Raw genomic sequence first — 23,054 nt, 5'->3', positions numbered from 1 at the left:
TAGCCACGGAATAGACCCTCCTCATCCACGATGGGCTGTTGCATGCTTTTAGGCTTGGCGACGAGCATTCTACGTCTACGCGCACGCTCCTCGCGCCGCCGGCGGTTCTCTTCGCCGACTTCCCAGCTTAGAATAACACAACACTTTTTAATTAAACAGTTTTTGAATATCTTGCAATCAAAGCTTTGACGAAAGAAGTGGCATGCTCAATTCAATGGATCGCGAAAGCTCACTGCCCGGCACGAATTTGACTCAGACCAAGGCGCTCAATCGTCGCGCGGTTTTCGACGCCGTGCGCCGCAATGGACCAATCACCCGCATGGAACTGGCGCAGATGATCGGCCTTACCGTGCAGGCAATTTCCAACATAGCATCCGAGCTTGAGATGGCGGGACTGATCCGCCAGCAAGGCAAGCGGGTCGGACAGCGCGGCCAGCCCGCCGTCGAATTGTCTCTGGATGCGGAAGGGGGTTATACGATCGGCCTGTCGCTGGCCTATCGTCGGGTTTCCGGCGTCCTTGTCGATCTTGCCGGCAACGTCATCGCCAGCGAGAGCCGCGACCTCGTCGAGCGCGAACCCCGCTTGATTGCCGAGGCGCTGGGTTCATTGGCCAACCGACTGCTCAAGACCTCCGGGATCGCACGGGAGAAGATCTGGGGCATAGGCTGCAGCGTGCCGGGCACGGTGGAAAACGGCACTTTCTGGTACGACAAGGTGCAGGAAGCCGATGAATGGAGCAAGTTTCCGCTGGTGGCAAAACTCGAAGAGCTCACAGGCATCAAAGCCTTTGTCGAAAACGATGCGACCGTCGCCGCCATCGGTGAAGGCCTTTATGGCGTCGGCCGTGTCGCTCGTAGCTTCTTCTACCTGCATTTCAATCTCGGCATCGGCGGTGGCCTGATCATCGATGGGCATCCCTATCGCGGCGCGTTCGGCGGCGCAGGTGAAATCGGCCATATGATCGTCAAGCCCGGCGGACGGCTTTGCCCTTGCGGCAGCCGGGGCTGCCTGGAGCAATATGTGTCCCTTTACGCAGCAGCGGAGACGATCTGCGGACCAACACGCACGCCCGACGAGGTTCCGACAGAGGAACTGGTCGCCTGCAGTCGTTCGGGCGACGCACGCCTGTCGGCCTGGCAGCAGGAAGCGGGTCAATATTTGCGCATCGCCATCCGCAACGTCGAAGCCATGTTCGATCCCGACACCATCGTCATCGGCGGCGGTCTGCCGACCGAGCTTCTGGATGGCCTCATCGCCGCCACAACTCCGCTACTCCCGTCGATGACCCATCGGCACTCCAGCAGCCGGCCACGCCTGATGCCCGCCGAGCATGCTGCAGAAATGCCAGCACTCGGCGCAGCAGCACTGCCGATTGCCATTGCCATGCTCCCGGCCTCTTCGAGCGCCTCATGGCGCGCGACGGCGACCAAGACGCCCATGGCGACCAATCCCGCCTTGGCCGCTTTAGGATTCGATTCCGTCTGGCAATGAGCGGGTTGATTCGTGATAATTATCAAAAGCTGTTTCAATATTACCCGACAGGCGCTCCGGACTTTGCTTATCGATATTCGACGATCACAGTGTCTCGCTCGACAAACTGGGGCCCTGCCGGCGCATCGCTCAATGCGCCATCGGTCGACCGCCAGCGTCGAAGAGATGGTAGCGATCATCCTTCGGCGAAAAGGACAGGTGCTGGCCTGAGCGGTAGTCCGATTTGCCTTCCTGACGGATGATGATTGGCTTTGCACCACCCATGTCGATATAGATGTAGGAGTCGGCGCCCAGATTTTCCGAATGCATCACGGTACCGGTCCAGACGCCGCCAGAGGGCTCGATCCTCATGTGTTCAGGGCGAACTCCAACGGTTTCCGCCTTGTATCCCCTAGCATCATCACCGGTCATGAAGTTCATCTCGGGCGAACCGATGAACTTGGCGACGAACAGGTTCTGCGGGCTCTCGTATAGCTCGAGCGGCGAGCCGACCTGCTGAACTACACCATCGCGCAAGACGACGATCTTATCAGCCATCGTCATCGCCTCGACCTGGTCATGGGTCACGTAGATCATCGCCGTGTCCGAGAGGTTCTTGTTCAGCTGGGCAATCTCGATGCGCATCTGAACGCGCAATGCCGCATCGAGGTTCGAAAGCGGCTCATCGAACAGGAAGACCTTCGGGTTGCGCACGATGGCACGGCCGATGGCGACGCGCTGACGCTGGCCGCCGGAGAGCGCCTTGGGCAGCCGCTTCAGATAGGGCACGAGTTGCAGCTTTTCCGCCGCCGCCATGACCATCCTGTCAATCTGATCCTTCGGCAGCTTCTGCAACTGCAAGGAATAGGCCATGTTGTCATAGACCGTCTTGTGCGGATAGAGCGCATAGGACTGAAAGACCATGGCGATGCCGCGTTGCGACGGGCCGATGTCGTTGACCACACGGCCACCGATCTCAAGCGTACCTTGCGAGATCTGCTCCAAACCCGAGATGCACCGCAGCAATGTGGATTTGCCGCAGCCGGAAGGGCCGACGAAGGCGACGAATTCGCCCGATCTGATATCGAGATTGATGTTCTTCAGGACTTCGACTGCGCCGTAGCGCTTGTAGAGATTGGTGATTTTCACATCAGCCATGGAAAGCTCCGGATCTTTGAGAATTGTAACAGGACAGCGACGCTATTTGCCAACGCCCTGGCTGAGACCCTTGATGAATTGACGAGAGAAGATGATGTAGAGCACGACCAGCGGCACGACGCCGAGCGTCAGCGCGGCAAGGAGCGCGGGATAGTCATTGAGAAATTGTCCGACGAATTGTTGCACGCCGAGCGTGACTGTCTGATTGCTCTTGCTTGGCGCCAGCACCAGCGGAAACCAGAGATCGTTCCAGACGGGCAGCATCGTCAACGTCGCCACGGCGGCAAGCCCCGGCTTGACCACCGGTAGCGCGATCAGAAACGTACGGAATTCGCCCGCCCCGTCGATGCGCGCTGCTTCCTTCAGCTCGGTCGGCACGGTACGGAAATAGGCGACCATGAGCGTGACGGCGATCGGAATGCTCATGGCGGTATAGACTAGGATCAGTGCAGACAAGGTATCCACCAGGTTCCATGAGATCATAATCTGCAGGATCGGAACAGTGCCCAGGCGGATCGGCAGCATGATACCGACGATAAACAGTCCGCCGAGCACGGGCGCAATGCCAAGCTTGTATTCCACAAGGCCGTAAGCGGCGAGCGTTGCAGTGACGATCGTCAGGGCGATGGTGACGACGGTGACGATCAAGCTGTTCTGATAGTTCAGGAGGAAATTCCCGCGTGTGAAGACGCGCAGATAGCCGTCGACGCTAAATGTCTTCGCCGTCGGCAGATCGAACGGACCGCCGAAGATCGCCGGTGTCAGCTTGAAAGAGTTCAGGACCACGATCAGGATTGGGCCTATAGCAAGCAGGACGAAAAAGATCAGAAGCGCGTGAACGACGATACGATCCGCCGACCAGGCGCGGCCGTCGCCGCTCTTGCGTGTGGAACGCGTCGCGCTCTCGTTGGACAATGCTAGGGTCATGCTGATTTCCCCTTAGATCTGATAGGTCTTGAGGCGCCGCTGGACGAGCCAGAAATAGACCGCCGTTACCACGAGAATGATCGTGAAGATCACGGTTGCGACGGTCGCGCCGAGATCTATATCGGCGACCTGACCGCTCGAGCCAAAAAAAGTGCGATAAAACAAAGTGCCTAAGATATCCGTACTGTAGTTCGGACCTGGTGCGGAACCATTCAGAGCAAAGATGAGATCAAAGCCGTTGAAGGTCCAGATATAGGTCAGAATGACGATCAATCCGAATTGCGGCGCTATCAGCGGAAACTTGATGCCCCAGAAGATCCGCCAATTGCTGGCACCGTCGATACGGGCAGCCTCGACAATGTCTTCAGGCACCGCCAGCAAGGCACTGTACAGAAAGATCATGGGAATGCCGACATATTGCCAAACAGACATGAGAGATATCACGGGCAGGGCCGTCATCTCATTGCCCAACAGCGGGAAATGCACGAAACCCCACAAAGGATTGATGATCAGACGCCAGATGAAGCCTACGATGACTACAGAAAGCGTCGCGGGAATGAAGAGAAGCGTGCGATATATACCTTCGGATCGACGCAGCAGACCGGAAGTCAGAAGACCGGCGAGCAACAGGCCGATTGGCACTTCAACGATCAAATGGATAGCGAAATACTCAATATTATTGAGAAGCGCATTCCAGAACCGAGCGCTGGTGACGGGATGCGTGAACAGATAGTAGTAATTCTGCAAGCCGACGAACACGCGCCCGGCAGTATCCTTAGTGCTGAAGAAGCTCATCAGGATGGAAAGAGCCAGTGGCAATACGGCAAAGGCGATGTAAATCGTCAATGCCGGCAAAACGAACAGCGCCAGACTGATGCGCGCGGTTGTTGGGCGTATCACGCGAAAGGCCTCCCATTCCTGTGTGATCGTCACAAATATGAATAGGGCCCGCAATCTCCCGACAAAGGGGAAATACGGGCCTTACGGCTTTTACTTCTGCGGCTTGTACCAGGAATCGAGGCCCTTCTGCAGCTCGGCCGCAGCGGCATCCGGTGTGAGCTTGTCACTCGTCATCATCACCTGAAGCACGCGCCAGGTCTCGTCGTCGAGGGGTGGATTGCCGGCGCTCAGTCGATCCAAAGCCAGACGCGGCGTCAGTTCGGCGCCCTTTTTTTGATCGGCAAACTTCTGCGCCAGCTCATTCTTATATGCGACCGGCTTCGAACCCATGGAAAAGAAGCCCGGTGCTTCATTGACATAGAGCTCCTGGAACGAGGGGCTTGCGAGCCAGGTCAGAAACACCTTGGCGGCATCCTTATGCTTGCTGGTCGCGTTGATGCCGATCGCCATGTCGGGCATTTCCTGCAGGTAGCGCTTACCATCCGCAGTCGCCGACGGCGGCCCGAAGACGCCGACATTAAGGCCCGTCGCCGTGACCTGGTTGATGTCCCAGGAACCGTCGGGCAGGATGGCGGCGCGGCCGATGGTGAACAACTGCGTCATGTCGGCATATTGGAGGCTTGCCTGGCCGTCAGGCATGAACGGCTTCCAGGCGGCGAAGGCTTTGAAAGCAGCGACGAAGTCCGGATCGGTCAGCTTCTTCTTGCCGTCGAGCAGACCCTGTCTTCCCTCCTCGCCCTTCCAGTAGGCGGGACCGATATTATAGAGGCCATTATAGGCAAGCTGCCAGGAGTCGGCCGAGCCGTAGGCGAGCGGCGTATATTTGCCGCTGTCCTTGATCTTCTGCAGCACAGCTGTGAATTCGTCGGCCGTCTTCGGCGGCTGCAAGCCAAGCTCCTTGAAGATATCGACATTATAGTAGAAGCCGGCGAGGACTGCGGCGACCGGCAGGCAGAAGGGCTCACCCTTGCCGTCGGTCCAGGCCGCCTTCGACGTATCGCTGAAATCCTTGATCGGTGAGAAGTCCTTAAGTGGCTCGAAATAGCCGCGCCGAATCCATTCCCGGTTCACATCGAAGGGACGGCAGGTTAACAGGTCCGGACCGGCCCCCGCTTCGATCTGCGACTGGATAGCGGCGTTGTATTCATTGGTATTGATCGGGGCGAATTCGACCTTGATTTCCGGATGTTCCTTTTCGAACGCCGGCAGCAACTTGTCCTGCCAGACGGCAATATCCTCCGTGCGCCAGCTTCCCAGCTTGATCGTTACAGCATCGGCGGCAAGCGCGCTGCCGGCCATGAGCACGGCACCCAGCGATACCAGGGCGCCCTTGATACATGCATGCTTCAAACGCATCTGAAATTCTCCCCTCCCTTTTGGCTTGGATTGCGTAACCGCACGCGGTCCGCAACGAACGACGAGAAGATACATCTCAATACAATATGTGACAAGATGTTTTTTCTCTTCCCATTTTTGTCTTATGTGGTATTCAATAAATCAAGATCGAGGCTATGTACTTCTGGGGGAGGCTGCGAATGATTGGTGTAGGTTTATTGGGGTCCGGCTTCATCGGCGACTGTTACGCGGACTCGCTGCTTGATGTACGTAATGGTCAACTGGTCGCATGCTATTCACGCAACGGCGCACGTGCCGGCGAATTCGCCAGAAAGTGGGGACCTGGCGTTACCGCCTATCAGGATATGGGCGCCCTTTGCGCCGATCCAGCCGTGCAACTCGTCGTGATCGCGCTTCCCAACGAAATGCATCTCGAGGCGACACGAATTGCCGCAGGCTACGGCAAGGGAGTGGTCTGCACCAAGCCTCTCGCACGCACCGAGAAGGAAGCGGCGGAGATGCTGAAAGTGGTGCTTGATGCCGGCATCTGGCATGGCTATGCGGAAAGCTCGGTCTTTTCGCCCAATATCGCCAAGGCCTATCAGATGATACAGGCCGGCGGCATCGGCGATCTCCTGACCATGCGGGCACGCGAGGCACATTCCGGCCCACACGCCGCGCACTTTTGGGATGCGGAGACGGCAGGTGGCGGCGCGCTGCTCGACATGGGATGCCACACGGTCGAATCGGCTCGGCATTTCTTCGGCAAGGACAACCCCGTGGTCGAGGTCATGGCGTGGGGCGCAACCCTTGCCCACGCCGACAAGACGACAGGCGAAGATACGGCGATCGCTCTGTTGAAATTCGCCGGCGGGCAGCTTGCAACCATCGAATCCTCATGGATCGAGAAGGGTGGCATGCAGCTGCGCCATGAATTGGTCGGGTCTGCCGGCCGCATCGTTACGGATAGCTCCGTCGGTCCCGTCTGGGGTTTCATTGAAAAGCCAGTCGGTTATCTTGTGGAGAAGGCAAGCGCCGACACGGGCTGGGTCTATCCCGTGCCGGAGGAAACGCGTGCCTATGGGTTTTCGCAGCAGATGCGCCATTTTGTCGATTGCTTTGCTGCAGGAACTCAGCCACTGGAAACTTTCGAGGACGGTGTCGTGGTAAACCGCATCCTGGATGCCTGTTACCGTTCGATGCGGACAAGAATGTGGGAAAAGGTAACGATAGGCTGATGGTCAAGATGGACGGCGCGGTCGCTCCGCTTCAATCGGATTCTCCTGAACCGCTGTGGCAGCAGGCCGCGAAGGCCGTTGCGCGCGAGATTTCGGCCGGCAAGCTGGCGCCGGGAAGTCGCTTGCCCCCTGAACGCGACCTGATCGACCGCCTGGCGATCAGCCGCGTCACCCTGCGCCGCGCATTGCAGAGCCTAGTCAGCAGCGGCCTGCTGGTCTCGTCCCACGGCCGGGGCTGGTATGTGGCAATGGAGGCCCACCAAGAATTTCCACAAACTCTGGAGTCCTTCAGCGAAACTGCGGCTCGACTTGGTTTGCAAGCCTCGTCGGATGTTTTGAGGGCCGAGGAAGCCTCCGCAACGCTCGACCAGGCGGAAGAGCTTTCGATTGCGCCGGGCTCAAAGCTCTTCCATCTCGTGCGCATTCGCAAGCTCGACGGCGTGCCTGTCGCGATAGACGCTTCCTATTTTCCGGCCCTCGGTGAACTGAAGTTACCGATGGCTGATTTCACCACTGCATCCCTCTTCCGCATCATGAGCGATGCGGGGATTGAACTTACTCGAGCCGAATCGACCATTGAGGCACAGGGAGCCGATGCGGTGACGGCAAAACATCTCGGAATCGAGCCGGGCATGCCGATCCTAACCATGCATCAGTTGATCGAAGATTCTACGGGAAAGCCGCTGATATCATCGACCATACGTTATGCCGGTGATCGATATCGCCTGAGAACCTCTTTCAATCGCATCGCCAAAGCCGGCAGCTAGAGGCTACCGGACGCAAAGATCAAATGGCGGGAAAACCCTGCCCTTACGACAATCGACGAAGGATTGCCGCTGGTGCCGATGTGCCCCCGCGCCAGCCCCGTTTATCCATAAGCCAGGAGAAACCAGTTGCCCAAAGGATATATCCCTCTTGCAGATGCCCGAGCCACACAGGCCGATGCCCTCGCCCGTGCGCTGGCGTCGCTCGCAGAAGACATCCGCAGCCTGCAGGCTCGTCACTTCCTTCAAGGCCCGGGCCCGATCTTCCTGGGTATCGGTGCGAGCTTTGCCGCAAGCGCGGCGGCGGTCTGGACGCTGCGGAGCCGCGGCATCCACAGCTGGCGTCTCAACGCCGGTGAACATCCGATCCCGTTTCCGGAAACGCTCCACCCGATGATCGGCGTATCACAGAGCGGAAAGAGCGCCGAAACGCTGGCAGCGCTGGAGACTATCGACCCGCGCCTGCGCTTTTCCGTCGTCAATGCGGAAAAATCGCCGATCGAGAGCATCGCGGCCGCCCATTTGCCGCTCGGCAATATTCCAGACAGCTATGCCTCGACCATCGGCTATACTGCGACAGTGGCAGCACTTGGCATGCTCGCGGAGGCATGGGACGGCGGCACGATCGACAGTACATGGCCGTCGCTCTCCGACGTCTTCCGCACGACGGAAAGGGCGATTGGAAGCCGAATCGGCACGCTGATTGCGCCGCTTCGCGATGCGCAATATGTAGACTGCGTCGCCGCGGCCGCGTCTTCAGGCTCCGCTGAAGTCGGTGCGCTCCTGCTGCGCGAAATCGCACGTATCCCATCGACGGGCATGTCTACACGCCAGTATCTGCATGGCGCAATGGAATCTGCCGGTCGTGGCGCTCATATTATTTTCGGAGAGGAACGCGAGGTACAGCTTGCCCAAAAGCTCGCGCGCGCCGGCTACGACGTCATCCTGGCAAGTCCGCTCGACATTGACGAGGAAAACCATCTCGTTCATGTCGCAATCCCTTCCCTGTCGCCAGCACAGCGTCCTATTGTCGAAGCGCTGATCATGCAGACCATAGCGGTCGAGGCTGCAATCGCACGCGAGCTCGACCCCGATGCTTTCGTCTTCCAAAACAACGATACCAAAGTCGCCTGACGGGAATGAAGGATATGATGGACTACCTTCTCGCACTGGATATAGGCGGCACCAAGACGCACCTTGTCATCGAGGACAGACGGGGAAAGCGCCTGCTGGACACGGTCCTGACCAGTCGTGAATGGGACGCCGAGCCGGCAGAACCGGCTGCGCTGTGGATCCTGGAACGCATCAGGCCGCATATTCCGACTGACGGTCGTGTCGCCGCCATGGCCTTGGGGGCGCAGGGTGTCAACCGAACTGAGACGGCACATGAACTGCAAAGAGCGCTGACCACCCATGACCTCAAGGCCATCGTCGTCAACGATGCCAGCTTGATCGCCTTGGCGGCTGGATTTCCAAACGGCATCGGCATCATCGCTGGCACCGGCGCGATCGGGGTCGGCATCGACGCGGCAGGCGCACATCTGGCAACAGGCGGATGGGGTTCCGTCATCGGTGACGAAGGCGGCGCCGCCGCTCTCGTGCGCGAGGCGACACGCGCAGCACTTCGCGCCCGCGACGAAGGCAGGTCTGACGATGGGCTGCTCGGCGCCCTAATCCGCGATTTTGACGTTGCCGACGCCGAGCGACTGACGCGCAAAGTCAACGACGAGCCGACCGCGGCTAATTGGGCGCCACACTGTTCAGCAGTCTTTGCCGCTGCAGCGGCGGGGTCGGCGCTTGCCGCACGGGTGATCGATGAAGGCGCCCAATATCTGGCGGCCCTCGTCGATCAACTGCTGGCACGCGGTGCGGTTGGAACGGACGTCGTTGTCGCCGGAAGCGTCATCGTCAATCAAACGTCGCTCCTGGATGCCTTTAAGCACCACGTATCCTCGAAACATCCGCATCTGCGAATTCACAGACTGGCGGTGCCGCCCGTCGAAGGTGCTGTCTTCCTCGCGCGCAGGACATTGTCGGCTGCGGACTAGCGATGCCGCGCGACTTGGGCAGGTCGGCTCGACTCGCATACCCCATGCAAGAACATATGCAACTTCACCTCGGAGCCGTTCAAGCACGCCGAAGCTCGGATCGCTGCGGCATGAAGGGTCCAGCGGCAGGTCAAGATGCATTCGCGTTCAATGAGGATCGAATTGTGGACTGATAGTTGACCACGTCACGTTCGCTCATAAACCCTGATGTCGGCGCGCTCCACGCTGAGACCACCACCAGACCCCTAAATTCTCGCCGGTAATTCAGCCAGTCTCCCGGTCAGGCGGTGCGGCGAGCGGCAGCGATCCGGCTGGCGCCGATACTGGCGAGAGCAACGCTGAACAGCGTCGGGTTGGTTGCAGTCATCGTCGGGATGACGCCATTGCCGGCGACATAGAGGTTGTCGAAGCCCCAGACCTTGGAATTCCTGTCGCAGACGCTTGTGCCATCATCGCGTTCGCCCATACGGATCGTGCCTTGATAATGCAGCGATGAGCCGACGGGCTGCACGAAGGTAGCAAAACCGGGCGCCGGGCGACCGATAATGGCGGAAATGCGTTGGGCATGGCCCTTGGCTTCTTCAAGGCGCGCCTTGTCGCCTTCCGACTGACGCCAATGAATGGAGATGGCCGGCAGGCCAAGCCAGTCACGACGGCTGTCGTCGAAGGTGACGCGGTTGTCGGCGCTGATATCAGAGGGCACGAAAACGCCCATGCCGACCGGCTGCCCGCTCATGTCGCTGGCATGCGGCATCGAATGCAGGCTGGCCGGGGCGATGGTGACCGAATAGGGGAAATCGCGGGTGGAGGGAATCCAGCTCATCGCGGTCATCGGCACATCGGTCTGCATCTCAGTGATCTGCGAGACGATATAGTGGTCGTTGATATGGCGGCCGAGCGCTGCGGGGCGGATGCCGGAGGCGTAGAGCAGCTGCGGCGAGTGCAGAGAATCACAAGCAACGACGACCGTGCCGGCGCTGACGATGAAGGTTTCTTGCGAGCCGGCGCGGACAAGCTCCACACCCGTGGCCCGGCCATTTTCATGGATCACGCGGCGGCAGGCGGTTTCGGAGAGAATATGAAAGCTCTCCTCCGGCTCGTCGACGAGGTCGCCAAGGACGACATCTGTGCCGTGATAGCGCAGGCCATTGGGACCAGGTGTTGCGGCGAGCGGCATTGGCTGGACGAAACGATCGGGTGTACGGCCGGGGTTGAAAACCTCACCCAGATGCTCGCGCATCGCGATAGCCGCAGCGTCGCCGGCGCGCGGGTCCTTGTTCGTACCGAGCAATTTCGCCGAGACGGCCAGAGCCTTATGCATCTCTTCGGCCGGGATGAAGGGCACCAGTTCGATCTCGGATGGGACCGGCGTGCCGGTCGACCATTTCGTGCCCATGCCACCGACGTTGGCCGCCGAGAAGCCGGCAAACAGGTTTTCATCCTGGGCATCGGCGTCGTTGGCGATAAAAAGGCCAGAGCGGCGCAGCAACGAATGATCGAAACCACCGGCTCGGCGAGCCTCCCATTCTTCCTTGTTGATCGGCATGCGCGGGCTGCGGTCGCCACCCTGGGCACGCACTTCGAAGGCCGCGCGTTCGTCGAGATCAGCGATATTGTCGAGATGCGCGCCCTTTTGCGGCAGGATCTGCGGGCCGGCTTCGACCATCAAAATGCGCGCTTCCGGCCAATTATTCCTGATGATCCTTGCATAGGCCGAGCCCGTCGGACCACTTCCGATAATGACGACGTCGGCAGACTGACCAGACATTCCTGCTATTCCCCAATGTTAAATCAATTTGACATCACACAAAGATGTATTCTAGCCGATGTCAATCGGGATTGTTAAGTTACCGAACAAAGTTTTGGTGACAGCGCTTGAGGAGGTGCCATGATGAAGGTAGGTTTGAGTTCATACAGTTTCCGTCCGTTGATGCAGAGCGGCGCCATGCAGATCGAGGATGTCTTTGCCTGGGTCGGCAAGCATGGTGGCGATCATGTCGAATTGGCCACGCTTTCCGTCGCGCCCGAAGGGCAGGATCTGCAATACGAACTCGCCAACGACGCCAAGATGCTGGAGCGGCTGACGGACGCGTCCCGAAAAAACGGCGTGCCGATCTCCGGCCTTTGCATGTCTGGCAATTTCATCGATGACGGCGAACGGGCATTCCAGCTTGGCCGATTGAAGCGCTACGTCGAGCTTTGCGACAAGCTCGGTATCCGTTTCCTGCGCCACGATGTCGTGCCGTGGTCCTTGCGCGCAACGGAGCCAGGCCAGTTCGAAGCGGCATTCCCGGTAATCGCGGAAGCCACCCACGAGCTTGCCGCGCATGCAGGGCGCTATGGCGTGACGACCAGCGTCGAGGATCACGGCTTCTTCATGAATTCGAGCGAGCGGATCAGACGGCTTCTGCATGCCGTCAGTCTGCCGAGCTTCAAGCTGACCGTCGATATCGGCAATTTCCTCTGCGTCGACGAGAACCCACTGACGGGAACGCGTGCGTGCCTTCCCGATGCAAGCTTCGTCCACCTGAAGGATTTCTATGTACGCCAGACCGCACCCGGCGCGGACTGGCTGCAGACGGTCGGCGGCCAGGCAATCCGTGGCTCGGTCTTCGGCTATGGCGACCTGCCCGTCAGGACCATCGTCGAGGACATCGTCGCCTCAGGCTATGACGGTTTCGTCTCGCTGGAATATGAAGGCAACGAGCCGACGCAATACGGCTGCGAAACCGGTCTTAAAAATGCGAAGGCGATGTTTGCGGCTGCCGGCCGCTGAACATCGCCCCTTTGTAATCCAGACATTAGAGCGCGGCGATCCGGTCGACGCGCTTCTTCAGATCGGCAAGGCGATGTCGATTGCCGCCCGGCACCTCGATCGAGGCCCAGCCCGAATAACCGATATCGGATAGGGCCTTGTTGACCGCAGCCCAATCGCAGTCGCCGTCGCCCAACTCGACATCGAAGCCTTTCCACGGGCCTTCGCTGTTCATCTTTTCGAGACTGTACTCCTTGATGTCGATCTTCAGGATGCGCTTGCCGAGCGCCTCGATCCAATGCGTCGGCCGGCCGTAACGGAGCACATTGCCGACATCGAAATACCAGCCGAGCTTTGGATGCCTGAAGCGATCGACGAAACCCGCAGCCTCCAGTGGGCTCAGCAGAAAGTCGTTCCACACGTTTTCAAGGGCGATCGATACGCCAGCCTCTTCCGCGGCGGGCAAGATTCTGGCGATTTCCTCGCCGGCTCTCGCATAAGCGGTCTTGTAACTGGTGCCTGCATTGACGACGCCGGGAACAAGCAACACCGTCGTGGCGCCATAGTGCTTCGCGTCATGCAGAGCCTTGACCATCGAATCGACGCAGGCCTGGCGCACCGATGGATCGGGGTCCGTCAGCGGATGCTTCCAGTGCATGGCATTGACCAGGCCGGGAATCTCCAGTCCGGTCCTGTCACGGGCGTTCAGGACCTCGTCGAGTGGCAGGTCACTGGGCGAGTCGAGCTCGACCCCGTCATAGCCGAGATCGCGCAGAAGCTGGAACTTCTCCAAAATGGAAAGTGACGGCTCCTCGATCATGCCCCATTTCAGGCTGATCTTCGCCAAGGGACGAGCGGAAACAGGTAGCACGGAAGGATCAGCGGATTCGGTCATCGATGGATCTCTGCTTGGTATGGGCGGATGCGCGGCGGAACTATGTCAGCCAATTCAAGGCTGATCAATTGGTCATTGGAGGGCAAGAAGCCATGCGCGCCACGTCGCAGCTATTATGGGGTCGCCCCAACATCGCCAACCGTCAGATGCCTGTAGCCCGACTCCCAGCGCCGATTTCTAATCGTCGGGAAACGATTGATGGTGACATAAACCCTCATCGCGGAACTCGATCAGTCGACGCCATCCAACTGAAAAGTATCTGATCTCGCTCTCGACAACCAACAGGCTGTGATGTCGTTTTGTTTGCACAGAGATGTCGGTGGTTCGAAATCTCTATGTTCCGCCACATACGACACGCGCCACCGACCATCCACCCACATCGCCCTAAGCAATCGCAAATGGAGGTTCGGCATCAATCCGACAGCCTGAGCCATAAAATTCGCGGCGATGGCGGACTTTCAAAATCTTGCCTGAGAGCACCGCTGGGGATTATCAGCCCGCGGCGGAATCGGCGGCGACGTTTTCGTTCGCAACCGCATGCTGATTTTCCCTGTTCCAAACGGCCAGGACTTCCTCTCCTCGTTGGAAGCTCAAGGGGTTGCCGGCTGTGATCAACGACGAACCGATCGCGCCGCCAGCAAACGCCAATCCCACCTTGAGATGAGCGCCGGCAAAGGCAATATCCGTTATCCGTGCAGGCTTGGACAGCTCGCCCTCGCTGCAATTATTGGCGAGCCCCTTCAGACTGATATGCTCGGGGCGAACGATGATGCTCGTTCCCTGGTTCGGCCCTTCCATGACGGTGGATTCCCCAAGGAATCTCGCCACGAACAGTGAGTTCGGACGCTGGTAGAGTTCGGTCGGCGTGCCGATCTGCACGATTCTCCCATTATTGAAAACCGCGATACGGTCGGAGAGCGTGAGTGCTTCCTCCTGGTCATGCGTGACGAAGACGAACGTCATTCCGAGCTCGCGGTGCATGCGGGCAATCTCAAGCTGCAGGCGGTCGCGCAACCGCTTGTCGAGGGCACCGAGCGGCTCGTCGAGCAGAAGCGCTCGGGGCTCGTAGACAACGGCTCTGGCGAGCGCAACGCGCTGCTGCTGTCCGCCCGAAAGCTGTCGCGGCAATCGATGCGCAAAATCGCCGAGCTGCACGAGATCGAGTACGTGTCTCACTTTCTTTTCGATTTCCGCCTTCGAAACGCCCCTTTGCCGCAGCGGATAAGCGACGTTCTGAGATACCGTCATGTGCGGGAAAAGTGCATACTGCTGGAAGACGACGCCGAGGTCACGCTTATGCGGCTTGAGATTCGTGATGTCCTGGCCATCGATCTCCACCGAGCCGGCACTAAGGGTAACGAAGCCGGCGATGATGGACAGCAGGGTTGTCTTGCCGGAGCCACTGGGGCCTAGAAACGTCATGAATTCGCCAGGTGCAATGTCGAGCGAGACATCGTCGATGGCGGGTTTTGCGGCACCCGGATAATAGCGGGTTGCGTTCGAGATCTTGATCGAGTGCTTTTTCATCATTCTTACGAAACCGCTGTTTCTAAAACTTGTTGCCGGCTCTGAGCGAGACCAACAGGAAGGTGATCGTCGTTGCTACGACTATGACGCTGGAGGCCGCGGATATGGTGGGGTCCATATCGAGGGCGATCGAATTGTACATCTGGACCGGCAGCGTTCTAAGCCTTGGCGTCTGCAGAAAGAGCGCAACGACGAACTCGTCAAAGGAGCTGACAAACGCGAAGAGAAAACCGGAGATGACGCCGGGGGCAAGCAGCGGGATCTTGATCCTCAAAAGCGTGGTGATGCCCCCCGCACCCAGGCTGGACGAAGCAAGATCGAGCGTATTGTCATAGCCCGTGAGGCTGGCGGCGACCGTCGTAATCACAAAAGGAATGGCAAGCGCCGTATGCGCAAGCACGAGACCCGACAAGGTGCCTGCCAGATGCCATTTTAGGAACACCGCATAGATGGCGATCCCGATCACAACGCTCGGAACAGTCAACGGAAGCGAGAAGAAAAGCTTGAGGACGGCGCCTGTCCGGCGCGGAATACGTGTCAGCCCGATAGCCGCGCTGACGCCGAGAACCGTCGCGAGAACGGCAGTGAATGAAGCGATCTGCAGCGATTGCAGTAACGACGAAAGCCACATGCGCGAGGTGAAGAAATTCTCATACCACCGCAACGACCATTCCTGTGGCGGGAATTGGAAGGTCTCGCCGGCGGTAAAACTCGCCGGGATCACGACAAATGTCGGGAGGACGATCAGGATCGCGGTCAGCAGGGTCATGGAACGCAGGAAAAGGCCAGGGCCGCTTTCGCGACGCATCGAGAACAAGGACATCGCGCTCACCTCACTTTCCAGCCATATTGGGTTGCAGATCGAGGCGTGCGTTCAGCCGGCCAATCAGGGTCATCAGGGCCGCGGCAACCAGCAGAACGATGACGGCAAGTGCGCCTGCCCCGCCAAAATCAAGCAAAGTGTCGACACGTGTCGCGATCAACTGCGAAACGAGCGCCTCCTGCGGTGATCCGAGGATCGCCGGGGTGACATAGAAACCGAGAGAGATGACAAATACGAGAGACAGGCCGGCCAGCATGCCGGGCAAGGAAAGCGGCAGGTAGATTTCCAGAAATGCTCGCCATCTCGGAGAGCCCATGGAAGCCGCCGCATCCAACAACCGCCGATCAATCCCACGCATATTGCTGTAGAGCGGCAGGATCATGTAAGGCAGCAGGACTTGAGCCATGGCGATCGTAACGCCTGTCGACGTGCGAATCAGCACCACGCCCGGCAAGCCGATCCAGGAAAAGGCCGTCTCGATCAGGCCGCCGCGTTGCATCAGCAATGTCCATGCGAAACTCCGGGCGATGGCCGATGTCCAGAATGGCAGCAATGCTATCGTCATGAGAACGGCGCGCGTTCGTGGAGTGACCAAGGTCAACGTGTAGGCGTAAGGGAACCCGATGAACAGCGTCACAACCGCAACGATCGCGGCGATGCGAACAGTTCTTAGAATAATGACGATGGAGATGTCGTCAGTCAAAAGAGACGCGTAGTTCTGCAATCCGAATTCAGGGTCGGTAAAACTCCGCATCGCGATGGAAAACAAGGGGTAGAGAAAGGTCCCGAGCAATAGAACGGTCGATGGAAGCAGCAGCCAGACCGCGATGTTGATCGGCGCCGTTGTGGTTTTGCGCCCTTCAGAGGCACGATTGTCGATAACTGCTTCCATCATTGGACCTATCGGGACATCCAGGGAGTGACCTTGGCGATCACCGAGTTAAGGTTCGCCGCCCACCATTTCACGTTGGAAAGCAGGACCCTGTCGCCGGTTTCGTCATGCAGGCGTGGATTGAACGTCTTGTTGAGATCGGAATAATCAGGCGTCGCCTTGCTTGTCGCGGCAATAACGCCCGCAAGTTCTGCAAAACGCTTGTTCTGCTCCGGGCGCGACACGAATTGAACGAAGTCCATCGCAGTCGTCAGATTTGGCGTACCTTTCGGCACGATGAGCGCGTCCCAACCAAGGATCGTCTTGTCCCAGACCGGAGCGATGGGGGCGCCCGCCTTGGCCGAGGCGATAACGCGGCCAGTCACGGCAAATCCCATGTCAGCCTGACCATCGACAAGAGCCTGCTGTAGCGCGCCATTCGTCTTGGTGAAGATGATCGACGATTTGATCGTGTCGAGCTTTTTCAGCGCCCGATCGACATCGATCGGGTAGAGATTCTTGGCGTCAACACCATCTGCCATGAGGGCGTATTCCAACGTACCCAGGCTGATATCCGGCGGCAGGACGCGCGTTCCAGGGAAATTCTTCAGATCGAAGAAATCCGCAAGCTTGGTCGGCGGATGATCCTTATATTTTTCGGTATTATAGACGAAGGTCAACGCGAAGAAATAGACGGGCAGGCCACAATCGCTGACAGAACCAGCCGGAAACTGGGAGGTATCGATCTTGGAGAAATCCAGCTTTTCCAGAAGCTTGCCGCAGTTCTGCTCTGCAAAGGCGGCGCCTTGATCCATGACGTCCCAGGAGACCGCCCCGGCCTCGACCATCGCCTTCAGTTTCGCGCCGTCAGGTGGCGAATCGTTTTCGAACTGGACATTCTGGCTCGCCGTATAGGGCTGCTGCCAAGCCTTGATCTGCGAATCCTGCAGGGTGCCCTGATAAGAAACGAAAGTCAGCGACTTGTCCTCCGCCCGCACCTGGTCGAGTGCAATGATCATGCTCGTGGCGCCGATGAGGGCAGCCAGTAACGCGCTTCTTATTTTCGACATGAGTTCCTCCTCCTTCTTTGTATTCGCTCCGGACCACTCCACGCCAGTGCGTGGTGCTCTGCGTCACCACCATCCGCGCGGGTCGTATCCGGCTAGTTGTTCGCCGCCATCATGCCATCGACGACATGGCGATTGTTTTCGAGTTGCTCCAGCAAAGGCTGGACGTTCGGCGGCCTGTGTCCCGCGCCGGCGAAAGGTACCGCCTGCCGTGCAAAGGCAAACAATTGCCCGGTGACCGTGCCAAGCGGCGCCCGCCCGCGCAGTTCGGCAGCCTGCGCCGCGACCATCAACTCCATGGCGACGATGGATATCCCCAACCGCGCCAAGTCCAGGCCGCGCCGGCCACCGAGCGCGGCGAGCGACGCCCGATCCATCACGCCGTTGGAATGGCTTGAGCTTGCTAGCTCGCCGGCCAATGGGGCCGTCAGCAACCTTGCTTCCGACGTGATCGACTTGTGGAACAACGCAACGCCGTTGAAACCGGGGGCACCGATGCCATCTTCCTCGATGAGACCGATCGCAAGGCCGGACCAAGTCGTGTCGACGAGCTTTGCAACTCGTTCGGTCGAGCTGGTGACAAGCGGCGCAAAGGCAAGTCGCATCACGTCGAGCGCCATGCAAAGCGTGACCATATCGAAGTTTGCGACCGCGGCGAGACCACCGTGCTCCAGCGATATCACTGGATTGCCCTGGCTGGCATTCAATTCGCGCTCGATCTGCTGCCTTGAAAAGGAAAGACTGTCTTCCGCGGCCCCATGGATCAGCGCCATTGAACGAAAGCATAACGGGTCCTGTAGATTTCTCGGACCGCCTTGCGAAAGGATGTAGCTGCCCTCGATATACTTCCTGATCGCCGAACCATGTCGATAGAGGCCATCGAAGGGCCGAGACCGAAGCGCGACCTCGGAAACAATCGACGGGTTAGCGGCGTAGCCTTCCATGCTGAGCGCTCCAACCAGGGTCGAAAGCTGCAACACATGATGAAGGTCGACGAAAGAAAGAGCGGCGACGGCCGTCGACATGGCGCTGGAATTGAGGAGAGCAAGGGCTTCACCGGCCTCCAGTTCGATATCGTCGAAAAGAGCAAGCGCGACATCGGCCATCGACGACATGTCGCTCTGTCCCATGGATCCCCACAGATGCATGACAACTGGCCGATCCGCGTTCAGGGCATCCAGGAGCCGCTCGGCAAGACCTGGTCGCACGCCGGTAGTGCCGCTTGCCAGAGAATTGAGAAGATTGAGCATCGTGGCGCGAGTGACATCCCTGGCTGCGACCGGCCCATGCCCTGCATTGTGCGTTCGAAGCAAGCGCCGACTGAACTCGGCGGTGTTTGCCTGGTTGATGGTAGCCGTGGTCTTTGGCCCCACACTCGTGGTCGCACCATAGATCCGCTCGCCGCGCGCAATCGCCGCTTCCAATATAGCGCGGCCGCGCGCCATACGCTCGATGGCGTCGGAACTCAAGCCGACTTTGGCCCCGTTTCGGGATACGCAAACGACCTGCTCGATGGTCAGGTTCTGGCCGCTGATCTCGACGATATCTTGGCGCAATGGTTGCATGTGGAGCGGCCGCCTGCCTTACCGTGGAATGACTCGTACGGGGCTTTCACCCCTCGCGCAGCCGAGATTCACCTCATGCGCTATCGTGGTCGATGGGTAGGCCATTCAACGCCGACGAACAACAGCATAATCGATCCGTTTCAAACAATGAAACGAACTGAGGATCTCTCAACACTGCTCTTGCGCTGTCCCAAGGTAACGATCTAATCGAGAACAAAAGCCGATCGTGCCGGGCTGCTTTCAAAGTCTTGCGGCGTTTTCGGCTATGGGAGGTTTTGAATGACGTTCGCGCCTGTTCAAGCGGTGACGAAAGCTCTGGCGGTGCTTGCAACCGTAAACCAGGGAGGTCTCGTGAGTGTCAGAGAGATACATTCCCGCACGGGAATTCCGAAGCCGACGGTCGTCCGGCTTCTACAGACGTTGATCGCCGCAGGATATGTCAATCAAGATGAGAAAACGCGCGGATATCATGTCACTTCGGCGATCGCCAACCTGAGTTCGGGATTTCATGGCGCTCCCAAGGTGATCGAAGTGGCGCGATCCTTCGCCGACAAGCTGACCAAGGAAATCTTGTGGCCCTGCGCGATCTGCACGCTGGATATCGATGCGGTCGTCATCAACTACAGCACGATTCCCGATAGTCCGATTTCCCCCTTTCATGCGTCGCTCGGGCGGCGACTGAGTTTGGGCGGCCGCGCGCTCGGCCGGGCCTATGTCTGTTTCTGCCCGCCAGAGGAACAGCGAATTCTGCGGGATGTCATGCGGGCCTCAAAGGACCCGGAAAATAGCCAGATGAGCGACAGCACCTTCGAAAGAATGGTTTCTCGCACGAGGGCGAAAGGTTTTGCCGAACGCAACCCCGAACTTGAGCCCAAGAGTTCGGGCACGATCGCTTTTCCGATCCGGTCGGGAGAACGGGTTCTCGCGACGTTCGGCGTCACCTATTTCAGGTCCGCCTTGCGCGGAAATCAAAATCGGAAAACCATCATCGAAGCTTTGCGCGAGACTGTCGCTGCCATCGAAGCACAGCTGGAAGCGACTTGATAGGGCGAGGGATCAGCATCCGGCCAAATCAGCTTTAAAACCGTATCGCTCGGTGGGATTGCGCGACAGAATACGCCGCCTCAACTCGCTATCCGGAACCCAGATTTCAAAGAGAGCAAGCAGTTGATCGATCGTCGGCGGCTCTCCCGCGAACCGAACGAACGGGAAGTCGGTGGCCCACAATAGGCGGTCGCTATTGGCCTCCACCATGGCATCGTGGAACGGCCTGATAGCGTCATAGCCGACGCCAGTCGCCCGGCGGCATATAGCAAGCTTTACCCAGACGGCGCCATCCCTCAGCAACGCGAGAAGCCTTTGAAAATGCGGGTGATCGAGACCGAGCTGCGGGTCGAAGCTGCCCATGTGATCGAGCACGACGGGAACTCGCGCCCTTTCCAGTGCCGACCACCGTTCGAGCGTCACCGATAGCGGCGCCCAAATCTCCGCATGCATACCAACCTCAAGAAGATTGGGCGCGAGCGTCTGAAAGAGCGTGTCGAGTGACACGGTTCCGGGCATGCGGCGACCATCCGGCAGCAAGTTTTCCACAAACCGTAACCCGGCAATGCCTGCTCCGTTCAAAGCGGCAAGGCCGTCGGCGCCGATCGACGCATCGGCCACGCCAACGCCTCTGGCTCGCGTGCCCAACCTCTTCAGCGTTGCTATCAACAAATCAAGATTTCGACCATAAGGTGTCGGCTGGACGAGGACCACATGCGATACGCCGGCCTGAGCGGTGTCCGCCATAAGACGGCTAGCCGGCGAGAACGGCGGTGCGTAGGCCGGGGCATTTTCAAACGGAAATACGTCTGGATCGTCAAACACATGAACGTGGCAATCGCAAACGCCATGCTTGAAGCGAAGCGGATCGGTGCCCGTTTGATCTTGCATTGCGGCATCTCCGTCCGAACGAAGGTCGTCGATTGAATTGGGGCCAAGGACCTCCCGGCGAGCGGGAAACCACGGTCTGATCAGATCCGGTAGTCACCGGCATTGAACACCCAACCCTTGGCGATGAAGTCCGTCCTCGGCGGCGCAAATACGTCGATCAGGATATGCTGTCCCGCACCGACGCCCTCTGTGGTGTGAATGAGCTCGGGCGGGATGATCGCCATACTGGCCGCCGATGCCTCGATATGCTGATCGTCGCGCCAATGTTCGGCGTTCGACGTCCATGGGGTACGGATATGGTGCACGAAGTCGCCTGATATCGCGAGGGACCCTTGTTCAAAATCCTCATGCGCATGCGGCGAGAGTTTCGTCCGGTCCCGCTGTCCGTCATATTCGACCCAATTGATGCTCATCGTCGAACTCTGGAAAAATTTCAGCCGCGGATTTCCGTCAGGAAATGGAACCTCGTCCACCTGATAGACCCGGACTCGCTCTGCATCCTTCGCCCGCAGCTCCATCGGCATTGCAACCGGAAGCACGCGCCCGTCGGGCACCTGATAGTCGGATGCATTGACGACGCCGGCGCAATCGGTATCGGTGCGCGCTGTCGTCAGCGCAAACGCCCTTGCCCCATCAGGCAGGACAAGTCTGGCCGGACCGCCCGGGACAATAGCAATGGAGCGGGCCGCGACGTCGACCGTCTCAAAGCCGGTTGCCAGCGTCGCGCTGCTTTCAGGAAGAATGAGGATCGTTTCATGATCGCTATGGAGGGCATGCTCCGCACCATTCACGCCTCGAACGCACTCGACCGTGAAATTCTGGCCTCGAATGATCGAACTCGTGGCGGGTTCTTTGGAAAAATAGGAAAGCGAAACCGGGCGTAAAATCATCGTTCAGACCTCAATAGGTGCTTTCATCGGCGCGGGTGAATTGTCGCTGCAACTCGAAGGTTGGCTGGGAAATGGCATATTCGGCGCCGCCCAAACGCGTGACAGGCTGTGCGAGGGCGGTATTGAAGTATCCGCCGTCCTCGAGGAAGCCAGGCTGAATGTGCATTCCGACCACTTTGCCGAAAGTAACGTTGACATTTGCGCTACCCGTCTCGTCGGTCAATCTGACGATCTCCACGACCTTGCATTCCAGCGCAGCCGGCGATCGCGCCACACGCGGTGCCTTCACATAAATGCAATCCGCCTTTTCCAACCCGGCATATTCGAATTCGTCCATCCCGGCAGGGATCGGCGCAGATGTCATGTTCATTTCCTTGACGAGGTCATAGCTGACGAGATTGAACACGAACTCGCCGGTCTCGCGCACGTTTTTCAACGTATCCTTGGCGGTGCGATCTTCCGGCGTGTTGCAGGAAAATGCCAGGATCGGCGGCTCGTTGGACATGATGTTGAAATAGGAATAAGGGGCCAGATTGGCATTCCCCTCGCTGTCCACCGTACTCATCCAGCCTATCGGCCTCGGGGCAATGATCGCGTTCAGAATGCCTCGCTTGTAGGCTTTCAGCGCGATATCGACAAAGACGGGCTCGGTATTGGGCATAAGACACTCTCCAGCTGAGACGGCGCCCTGCTTGCGCTGCGATCTCATGGGGTCCGAGATCATGCCGCGATCGATCAATGAGGTGCGGCGCCGTTTTGTCGGACGCTATGCAAGACGATATTTCAGGACAAGGTCAGAATCCCGGCGTTTCAACTGCTGAAATGAAGTCAGAAATCGAAAACGCCGATGATCGCGAGGTGTATTCCTAATCCAACAGATCGAAA

General features: G+C 58.6%; 21 protein-coding genes. 7 read left to right on the top strand and 14 right to left on the bottom strand.

Features of this window, described 5'->3' with window-relative positions; genetic code table 11:
* The first annotated feature begins 202 nt into the window (after nucleotides 1–202).
* Nucleotides 203–1,492, top strand: a complete 1,290-nt coding sequence (locus tag BJ928_RS17310; RefSeq protein ID WP_052227646.1) for an ROK family transcriptional regulator — start codon at nucleotides 203–205, stop codon at nucleotides 1,490–1,492.
* Nucleotides 1,493–1,621: 129 nt separating this feature from the next.
* Here BJ928_RS17310 and BJ928_RS17305 read toward each other — a convergent pair whose 3' ends face one another.
* From BJ928_RS17305 to BJ928_RS17290, 4 genes are all read right to left on the bottom strand, one after another.
* On the bottom strand, nucleotides 1,622–2,629 hold the full coding sequence (locus tag BJ928_RS17305) for an ABC transporter ATP-binding protein (RefSeq protein ID WP_047631206.1): 1,008 nt from the start codon (nucleotides 2,627–2,629) through the stop codon (nucleotides 1,622–1,624).
* Nucleotides 2,630–2,671: 42 nt separating this feature from the next.
* On the bottom strand, nucleotides 2,672–3,556 hold the full coding sequence (locus BJ928_RS17300; protein ID WP_047631207.1) for a carbohydrate ABC transporter permease: 885 nt from the start codon (nucleotides 3,554–3,556) through the stop codon (nucleotides 2,672–2,674).
* 12 nt (nucleotides 3,557–3,568) lie between these two features.
* Nucleotides 3,569–4,456 (bottom strand): sugar ABC transporter permease, encoded by an 888-nt coding sequence (locus BJ928_RS17295; RefSeq protein WP_052227687.1) that lies wholly within the window; start codon nucleotides 4,454–4,456, stop codon nucleotides 3,569–3,571.
* Nucleotides 4,457–4,546: 90 nt separating this feature from the next.
* Entirely contained in the window at nucleotides 4,547–5,812 is a 1,266-nt protein-coding gene (locus BJ928_RS17290) for an ABC transporter substrate-binding protein (RefSeq protein WP_047631210.1), read from the bottom strand.
* 179 nt (nucleotides 5,813–5,991) lie between these two features.
* Here BJ928_RS17290 and BJ928_RS17285 point away from each other — a divergent pair, with 179 nt between their 5' ends.
* The 4 genes from BJ928_RS17285 to BJ928_RS17270 all read left to right on the top strand — a co-directional run bounded on the left by BJ928_RS17285 (nucleotide 5,992) and on the right by BJ928_RS17270 (nucleotide 9,841).
* Nucleotides 5,992–7,029 (top strand): Gfo/Idh/MocA family oxidoreductase, encoded by a 1,038-nt coding sequence (locus BJ928_RS17285; RefSeq protein ID WP_047631212.1) that lies wholly within the window; start codon nucleotides 5,992–5,994, stop codon nucleotides 7,027–7,029.
* Nucleotides 7,029–7,796, top strand: coding sequence for a GntR family transcriptional regulator (locus BJ928_RS17280; RefSeq protein ID WP_047631214.1), 768 nt, complete (start codon nucleotides 7,029–7,031; stop codon nucleotides 7,794–7,796). The genes BJ928_RS17285 and BJ928_RS17280 overlap by 1 nt, the downstream gene beginning before the upstream one ends.
* 126 nt (nucleotides 7,797–7,922) lie before the next feature.
* Nucleotides 7,923–8,927 (top strand): hypothetical protein, encoded by a 1,005-nt coding sequence (locus BJ928_RS17275; RefSeq protein WP_047631216.1) that lies wholly within the window; start codon nucleotides 7,923–7,925, stop codon nucleotides 8,925–8,927.
* 14 nt (nucleotides 8,928–8,941) lie between these two features.
* Nucleotides 8,942–9,841 (top strand): BadF/BadG/BcrA/BcrD ATPase family protein, encoded by a 900-nt coding sequence (locus tag BJ928_RS17270; RefSeq protein WP_052227688.1) that lies wholly within the window; start codon nucleotides 8,942–8,944, stop codon nucleotides 9,839–9,841.
* A 280-nt stretch (nucleotides 9,842–10,121) separates the two neighbouring features.
* Here the strand turns inward: BJ928_RS17270 and BJ928_RS17265 are convergent, their stop codons facing one another.
* A complete protein-coding gene (locus BJ928_RS17265) occupies nucleotides 10,122–11,609 on the bottom strand; it encodes a GMC oxidoreductase (protein WP_047631220.1) in 1,488 nt (495 codons plus the stop codon).
* Between the two features lie 120 nt (nucleotides 11,610–11,729).
* On the opposite strand from BJ928_RS17265, the gene BJ928_RS17260 reads away from it, so the two are divergent.
* On the top strand, nucleotides 11,730–12,617 hold the full coding sequence (locus BJ928_RS17260) for a sugar phosphate isomerase/epimerase family protein (RefSeq protein WP_082011843.1): 888 nt from the start codon (nucleotides 11,730–11,732) through the stop codon (nucleotides 12,615–12,617).
* Nucleotides 12,618–12,642: 25 nt separating this feature from the next.
* Here BJ928_RS17260 and BJ928_RS17255 read toward each other — a convergent pair whose 3' ends face one another.
* From BJ928_RS17255 to BJ928_RS17225, 6 genes are all read right to left on the bottom strand, one after another.
* Entirely contained in the window at nucleotides 12,643–13,491 is an 849-nt protein-coding gene (locus tag BJ928_RS17255; RefSeq protein ID WP_245432386.1) for a sugar phosphate isomerase/epimerase family protein, read from the bottom strand.
* A 492-nt stretch (nucleotides 13,492–13,983) separates the two neighbouring features.
* Nucleotides 13,984–15,021: an ABC transporter ATP-binding protein gene (locus BJ928_RS17245; RefSeq protein ID WP_047631224.1), complete on the bottom strand. Its 1,038-nt coding sequence runs from the start codon at nucleotides 15,019–15,021 to the stop codon at nucleotides 13,984–13,986.
* 19 nt (nucleotides 15,022–15,040) lie between these two features.
* Complete coding sequence (locus tag BJ928_RS17240; RefSeq protein ID WP_245432417.1) at nucleotides 15,041–15,841, bottom strand: ABC transporter permease; 801 nt, start codon at nucleotides 15,839–15,841, stop codon at nucleotides 15,041–15,043.
* A gap of 10 nt (nucleotides 15,842–15,851) precedes the next feature.
* Nucleotides 15,852–16,736 carry an ABC transporter permease gene (locus BJ928_RS17235; protein WP_197070128.1) on the bottom strand — a complete coding sequence of 295 codons (885 nt, stop codon included), beginning with the start codon at nucleotides 16,734–16,736 and terminating at the stop codon, nucleotides 15,852–15,854.
* A 5-nt stretch (nucleotides 16,737–16,741) separates the two neighbouring features.
* The gene (locus BJ928_RS17230) at nucleotides 16,742–17,782 is read right to left on the bottom strand and encodes an ABC transporter substrate-binding protein (RefSeq protein WP_047631227.1); all 1,041 of its coding nucleotides are present in this window, start codon (nucleotides 17,780–17,782) and stop codon (nucleotides 16,742–16,744) included.
* A gap of 92 nt (nucleotides 17,783–17,874) precedes the next feature.
* Nucleotides 17,875–19,344, bottom strand: coding sequence for an aromatic amino acid ammonia-lyase (locus tag BJ928_RS17225; protein WP_047631229.1), 1,470 nt, complete (start codon nucleotides 19,342–19,344; stop codon nucleotides 17,875–17,877).
* Nucleotides 19,345–19,623: 279 nt separating this feature from the next.
* Between BJ928_RS17225 and BJ928_RS17220 the strand changes: the two genes are divergently transcribed.
* Nucleotides 19,624–20,388: a DNA-binding transcriptional regulator gene (locus BJ928_RS17220; RefSeq protein WP_047631231.1), complete on the top strand. Its 765-nt coding sequence runs from the start codon at nucleotides 19,624–19,626 to the stop codon at nucleotides 20,386–20,388.
* A 12-nt stretch (nucleotides 20,389–20,400) separates the two neighbouring features.
* Here BJ928_RS17220 and BJ928_RS17215 read toward each other — a convergent pair whose 3' ends face one another.
* From BJ928_RS17215 to BJ928_RS17205, 3 genes are all read right to left on the bottom strand, one after another.
* Complete coding sequence (locus BJ928_RS17215; protein ID WP_052227648.1) at nucleotides 20,401–21,279, bottom strand: amidohydrolase family protein; 879 nt, start codon at nucleotides 21,277–21,279, stop codon at nucleotides 20,401–20,403.
* 80 nt (nucleotides 21,280–21,359) lie between these two features.
* Nucleotides 21,360–22,169, bottom strand: a complete 810-nt coding sequence (locus BJ928_RS17210; protein ID WP_052227649.1) for a hypothetical protein — start codon at nucleotides 22,167–22,169, stop codon at nucleotides 21,360–21,362.
* Between the two features lie 10 nt (nucleotides 22,170–22,179).
* Nucleotides 22,180–22,830, bottom strand: coding sequence for a flavin reductase family protein (locus tag BJ928_RS17205; RefSeq protein WP_052227650.1), 651 nt, complete (start codon nucleotides 22,828–22,830; stop codon nucleotides 22,180–22,182).
* Between the last annotated feature and the right edge of the window lie 224 nt (nucleotides 22,831–23,054).

This window comes from Rhizobium sp. WW_1, from assembly GCF_003610155.1.
GTDB lineage: Bacteria > Pseudomonadota > Alphaproteobacteria > Rhizobiales > Rhizobiaceae > Rhizobium > Rhizobium tropici_A.
This window is presented reverse-complemented; position numbering and strand designations above follow the sequence as displayed.

Bases quoted from the DNA above. Each gene is read 5' to 3' on its own strand.
- BJ928_RS17310 (WP_052227646.1), top strand. From the start codon at position 203: ATGCTCAATTCAATGGATCGCGAAAGCTCACTGCCCGGCACGAATTTG.
- BJ928_RS17305 (WP_047631206.1), bottom strand. From the start codon at position 2,629: ATGGCTGATGTGAAAATCACCAATCTCTACAAGCGCTACGGCGCAGTC.
- BJ928_RS17300 (WP_047631207.1), bottom strand. From the start codon at position 3,556: ATGACCCTAGCATTGTCCAACGAGAGCGCGACGCGTTCCACACGCAAG.
- BJ928_RS17290 (WP_047631210.1), bottom strand. From the start codon at position 5,812: ATGCGTTTGAAGCATGCATGTATCAAGGGCGCCCTGGTATCGCTGGGT.
- BJ928_RS17285 (WP_047631212.1), top strand. From the start codon at position 5,992: ATGATTGGTGTAGGTTTATTGGGGTCCGGCTTCATCGGCGACTGTTAC.
- BJ928_RS17280 (WP_047631214.1), top strand. From the start codon at position 7,029: ATGGTCAAGATGGACGGCGCGGTCGCTCCGCTTCAATCGGATTCTCCT.
- BJ928_RS17270 (WP_052227688.1), top strand. From the start codon at position 8,942: ATGATGGACTACCTTCTCGCACTGGATATAGGCGGCACCAAGACGCAC.
- BJ928_RS17265 (WP_047631220.1), bottom strand. From the start codon at position 11,609: ATGTCTGGTCAGTCTGCCGACGTCGTCATTATCGGAAGTGGTCCGACG.
- BJ928_RS17260 (WP_082011843.1), top strand. From the start codon at position 11,730: ATGATGAAGGTAGGTTTGAGTTCATACAGTTTCCGTCCGTTGATGCAG.
- BJ928_RS17255 (WP_245432386.1), bottom strand. From the start codon at position 13,491: ATGACCGAATCCGCTGATCCTTCCGTGCTACCTGTTTCCGCTCGTCCC.
- BJ928_RS17245 (WP_047631224.1), bottom strand. From the start codon at position 15,021: ATGATGAAAAAGCACTCGATCAAGATCTCGAACGCAACCCGCTATTAT.
- BJ928_RS17240 (WP_245432417.1), bottom strand. From the start codon at position 15,841: ATGTCCTTGTTCTCGATGCGTCGCGAAAGCGGCCCTGGCCTTTTCCTG.
- BJ928_RS17235 (WP_197070128.1), bottom strand. From the start codon at position 16,736: ATGATGGAAGCAGTTATCGACAATCGTGCCTCTGAAGGGCGCAAAACC.
- BJ928_RS17230 (WP_047631227.1), bottom strand. From the start codon at position 17,782: ATGTCGAAAATAAGAAGCGCGTTACTGGCTGCCCTCATCGGCGCCACG.
- BJ928_RS17225 (WP_047631229.1), bottom strand. From the start codon at position 19,344: ATGCAACCATTGCGCCAAGATATCGTCGAGATCAGCGGCCAGAACCTG.
- BJ928_RS17220 (WP_047631231.1), top strand. From the start codon at position 19,624: ATGACGTTCGCGCCTGTTCAAGCGGTGACGAAAGCTCTGGCGGTGCTT.
- BJ928_RS17215 (WP_052227648.1), bottom strand. From the start codon at position 21,279: ATGCAAGATCAAACGGGCACCGATCCGCTTCGCTTCAAGCATGGCGTT.
- BJ928_RS17210 (WP_052227649.1), bottom strand. From the start codon at position 22,169: ATGATTTTACGCCCGGTTTCGCTTTCCTATTTTTCCAAAGAACCCGCC.
- BJ928_RS17205 (WP_052227650.1), bottom strand. From the start codon at position 22,830: ATGCCCAATACCGAGCCCGTCTTTGTCGATATCGCGCTGAAAGCCTAC.